Origin of the sequence: Lonsdalea quercina subsp. quercina (assembly GCF_000688695.1) — a bacterium.
GTDB classification, from domain to species: Bacteria; Pseudomonadota; Gammaproteobacteria; order Enterobacterales; family Enterobacteriaceae; genus Lonsdalea; species Lonsdalea quercina_D.
The window spans coordinates 1-5,516 of sequence record NZ_JIBQ01000030.1; the positions used below are offsets into that span (position 1 = coordinate 1).

Genomic DNA, 5,516 nt, shown 5'->3' on the forward strand with positions numbered 1-5,516 from the left:
GATAACACCGTCAATATCGCCGAGTCCGGTCAGAACCAGAACGTGACCGGCCGCGTCGGCAACGACGTGCAGGTCGGCGATACGGTGACCGTCACTATTGGCGATCAAACTTATCAGACTACCGTGACGGCGTCGGATAACGGCAACGTGTGGAGTGTCAGCGTACCGGGCGACGTGCTGGCCGGTAACTCGCAGATCCATGCCGAAGTGACCACCACCGATGCGGCAGGTAACCCAACGACTGCCACGGCCGACCACGGTTATTCCGTTGATACGGCGGCACCGGAAGCGAGCATCACTATCGATGACGTGACGGCAGATAACACCGTCAATATTGTGGAAGCGGGTCAGAACCAGAATGTGACTGGTCGCGTCGGCAACGACGTGCAGGTGGGCGATACGGTGACCGTGACCATCGGCGATCAGTCGTACCAGACCACCGTCACCGCGTCGGATAACGGCAACGTGTGGAGCGTCAGCGTGCCGGGCGACGTACTCGCCGGTAACAGCCAGATCCATGCCGAAGTGACCACTACCGATGCAGCGGGTAACCCGACCACGGCATCTGCCGATCACGGCTACGCGGTCGATACGGCGGCACCAGAAGCATCGATCACTATTGATGACGTGACCGCTGACAACACGGTGAATATTGCCGAAGCGGGTCAGAACCAGAACGTGACCGGCCGCGTCGGCAACGACGTGCAGGTCGGCGACACGGTGACCGTCACTATCGGCGATCAGTCGTACCAGACCACCGTGACNGCGTCGGATAACGGCAACGTGTGGAGTGTCAGCGTACCGGGCGATGTGCTGGCCGGTAACAATGAAATTCATGCGGAAGTGACGACGACGGACGCAGCGGGTAACCCGACCACGGCATCTGCCGATCATGGTTATTCCGTCGATACGGCGGCGCCGGAAGCATCGATCACCATTGATGATGTCACCGCTGACAACACCATTAATATCGCCGAAGCCGGTCAGAACCAGAATGTGACCGGCCGTGTGGGCAACGACGTGCAGGTGGGCGATACGGTCACCGTGACTATCGGCGACCAGTCGTATCAGACCACCGTGACGGCGTCGGATAACGGCAACGTGTGGAGCGTGAGTGTACCGGGCGAGGTGCTGGCCGGTAACAATGAAATTCATGCCGAAGTGACCACCACCGATACGGCAGGTAACCCAACGACTGCCACGGCCGATCATGGTTATGCGGTCGACACCGCCGCACCGGAAGCATCGATCACTATTGATGACGTGACCGCTGACAACACGGTGAATATTGCCGAAGCGGGTCAGAACCAGAACGTGACCGGCCGCGTCGGCAACGACGTGCAGGTCGGCGACACGGTCACCGTCACTATCGGCGATCAGTCTTATCAGACCACGGTGACGGCGTCGGATAACGGCAACGTGTGGAGCGTCAGCGTGCCGGGCGATGTACTGGCCGGTAACAGCCAGATCCATGCAGAAGTCACTACTACCGATGGTGCAGGCAACGTCACCACGGCGGGTGCTGACCACAGCTATGCGGTCGATACCGCCGCACCGGAAGCGTCGATCTCCATCGATGATGTGACCGCTGACAACACCGTGAATATTGCGGAAGCGGGTCAGAGCCAGAATGTGACCGGCCGCGTCGGCAACGACGTCCAGGTCGGCGACACGGTGACCGTGACCATTGGCGATCAGTCTTACCAGACCACCGTGACGGCGTCGGATAACGGCAATGTGTGGAGCGTCAGCGTGCCGGGCGACGTGTTGGCCGGTAACAATGAAATTCATGCGGAAGTGACGACGACGGACGCAGCGGGTAACCCGACCACGGCATCTGCCGATCACGGCTACGCGGTCGATACCGCCGCACCGGAAGCGTCGATCACTATTGACGACGTGACCGGTGACAATACCGTCAATATCGCGGAAGCCGGTCAGAGCCAGAATGTGACCGGGCGTGTCGGCAACGACGTGCAGGTGGGCGATACGGTCACCGTGACCATCGGCGATCAGTCATATCAGACCACGGTGACGGCGTCGGATAACGGCAACGTGTGGAGCGTGAGCGTACCGGGCGAGGTGCTGGCCGGTAACTCGCAGATCCATGCCGAAGTCACTACGACAGATACGGCAGGTAACCCGACCACGGCATCTGCCGATCACGGCTACGCGGTGGATACGGCGGCGCCGGAAGCATCGATCACCATCGACGATGTCACCGCTGACAACACAGTGAATATTGCCGAAGCGGGTCAGAGCCAGAATGTGACTGGTCGCGTCGGCAACGACGTGCAGGTCGGCGATACGGTCACTGTCACTATCGGCGATCAGTCGTACCAGACTACCGTCACCGCGTCGGATAACGGCAATGTGTGGAGCGTGAGCGTACCGGGCGATGTACTGGCCGGTAACTCGCAGATACATGCCGAAGTCACGACGACCGATGGTGCAGGCAACGCCACCACGGCGGGTGCTGACCACAGCTACGCGGTCGACACCGCCGCACCGGAAGCATCGATCACCATCGACGACGTGACGGCCGACAACACCGTCAATATCGCCGAAGCAGGTCAGAACCAGAATGTGACTGGTCGCGTCGGTAACGACGTGCAGGTCGGCGATACGGTCACTGTCACTATCGGCGATCAGTCTTACCAGACTACCGTCACCGCGTCGGATAACGGCAATGTGTGGAGCGTCAGCGTACCGGGCGATGTACTGGCCGGTAACACTGAAATTCATGCGGAAGTGACGACGACGGACGCAGCGGGTAACCCGACTACGGCTACGGCAGACCACGGTTATTCCGTTGATACGGCTGCACCGGAAGCGAGCATCACTATCGATGATGTCACCGCAGATAACACCGTCAATATCGCCGAAGCCGGTCAGAGCCAGAACGTGACCGGCCGTGTGGGCAACGATGTGCAGGTCGGCGACACGGTCACCGTGACCATTGGCGATCAGTCTTACCAGACCACCGTCACGGCCTCTGATAACGGCAATGTCTGGAGCGTCAGCGTACCGGGCGAGGTGCTGGCCGGTAACAATGAAATTCATGCGGAAGTGACCACCACCGATGCGGCGGGTAACCCGACTACGGCATTTGCCGATCACGGCTATTCCGTTGATACGGCGGCGCCGGAAGCATCCATCACCATCGATGATGTGACCGGTGATAACACGGTGAATATTGCGGAAGCCGGTCAGAGCCAGAATGTGACCGGTCGCGTCGGCAACGATGTGCAGGTCGGCGATACGGTCACCGTGACCATCGGCGATCAGTTGTACCAGACCACCGTCACCGCGTCCGATAACGGCAATGTCTGGAGCGTCAGCGTGCCGGGCGACGTACTGGCCGGTAACAATGAAATTCATGCCGAAGTCACCACCACCGATGGGGCAGGCAACGCCACGACTGCCGGTGCTGACCACAGCTATGCAGTCGACACCACCGCGCCGGAAGCATCCATCACCATTGATGACGTGACGGCAGATAACACGGTGAATATCGCGGAAGCGGGTCAGAGCCAGAACGTGACCGGCCGTGTGGGCAACGATGTGCAGGTCGGCGACACGGTCACCGTGACCATTGGCGATCAGTCTTACCAGACCACCGTCACCGCCTCCGATAACGGCAACGTATGGAGCGTTACGGTGCCGGGTGAGGTACTGGCCGGTAACAATGACATTCATGCCGAAGTCACCACCACCGATGCGGCAGGTAACCCAACGACTGCCACGGCAGACCACGTTTATTCCGTTGATACGGCGGCACCGGAAGCGAGCATCACTATCGATGATGTGACCGGTGATAACACCGTCAACATCGCCGAAGCGGGTCAGCCGCAGGCTATCACCGGCCGCGTCGGCAACGACGTACAGGNCGGCGATACGGTGACAGTCACTATTGGCGATCAAACTTATCAGACCACCGTGACGGCGTCGGATAACGGCAATGTGTGGAGTGTCAGCGTGCCGGGCGAGGTGCTGGCCGGTAACACTGAAATTCATGCCGAAGTGACGACGACAGATGCAGCGGGTAACCCAACGACTGCGGGTGCTGACCACAGCTATGCCGTCGACACCGCCGCGCCGGAAGCGTCCATCACCATCGATGATGTGACGGCCGATAACACGGTGAATATCGCGGAAGCCGGTCAGAACCAGAACGTGACCGGCCGCGTGGGCAACGACGTGCAGGTGGGCGATACGGTCACCGTGACCATTGGCGACCAGTCGTACCAGACCACAGTCACGGCCTCCGATAACGGCAACGTCTGGAGCGTCAGCGTACCGGGCGACGTACTGGCCGGTAACTCGCAGATCCATGCGGAAGTCACGACGACAGATACGGCGGGTAACCCGACGACTGCCACGGCAGACCACGGTTATTCCGTTGACACCACCGCACCGGAAGCGTCGATCACTATTGACGACGTGACCGGTGATAACACCATTAATATCGCTGAAGCCGGTCAGAGCCAGAATGTGACCGGCCGCGTCGGTAACGACGTGCAGGTCGGCGATACGGTGACCGTGACCATCGGCGACCAGTCTTATCAGACCATCGTCACGGCGTCCGATAACGGCAATGTGTGGAGCGTCAGCGTACCGGGCGAGGTGCTGGCCGGTAACAGCCAGATCCACGCCGAAGTCACCACCACCGATGCGGCAGGTAACCCGACGACTGCCACGGCCGATCATGGTTATGCGGTCGATACGGCGGCACCGGAAGCATCGATCACCATCGACGACGTGACCGGTGACAACACCGTGAATATCGCCGAAGCGGGTCAGCCGCAGGCTATCACGGGTCGTGTCGGCAACGACGTGCAGGTGGGCGATACGGTGACCGTCACTATCGGCGATCAGTCGTACCAGACCACCGTGACGGCCTCCGATAACGGCAACGTGTGGAGCGTGAGCGTACCGGGTGATGTGCTGGCCGGTAACAATGACATTCATGCCGAAGTCACCACCACTGATGCGGCGGGTAACCCGACTACGGCATCTGCCGATCATGGTTATGCGGTCGATACGGCGGCACCAGAAGCATCGATCACTATTGACGACGTGACCGCTGACAACACGGTGAATATCGCGGAAGCGGGCCAGAACCAGAATGTGACCGGCCGCGTCGGCAACGACGTGCAGGTGGGCGACACGGTCACCGTGACTATCGGCGATCAGTCATATCAGACCACGGTGACGGCGTCGGATAACGGCAATGTGTGGAGTGTCAGCGTGCCGGGCGACGTACTGGCCGGTAACACTGAAATTCATGCGGAAGTGACCACCACCGATGCGGCGGGTAACCCGACTACGGCATCTGCCGATCACGGCTATTCCGTTGATACGGCGGCGCCGGAAGCATCCATCACCATCGATGATGTGACCGGTGATAACACTGTGAATATCGCCGAGTCCGGTCAGAACCAGAACGTGACCGGCCGCGTCGGCAACGACGTGCAGGTCGGCGACACGGTCACCGTGACCATTGGCGATCAGTC

The 5,516-nt window shown here is 60.2% G+C and carries 1 protein-coding gene; it reads left to right on the forward strand.

Translation table 11 applies throughout. The features are described 5' to 3' along the window. Positions 1-42: 42 nt before the first annotated feature. Positions 43-5,516, forward strand: a 5,474-nt coding sequence (locus SB13_RS16900) for an Ig-like domain-containing protein (RefSeq protein ID WP_463605567.1), incomplete at its 3' end; no start/stop codon positions are given.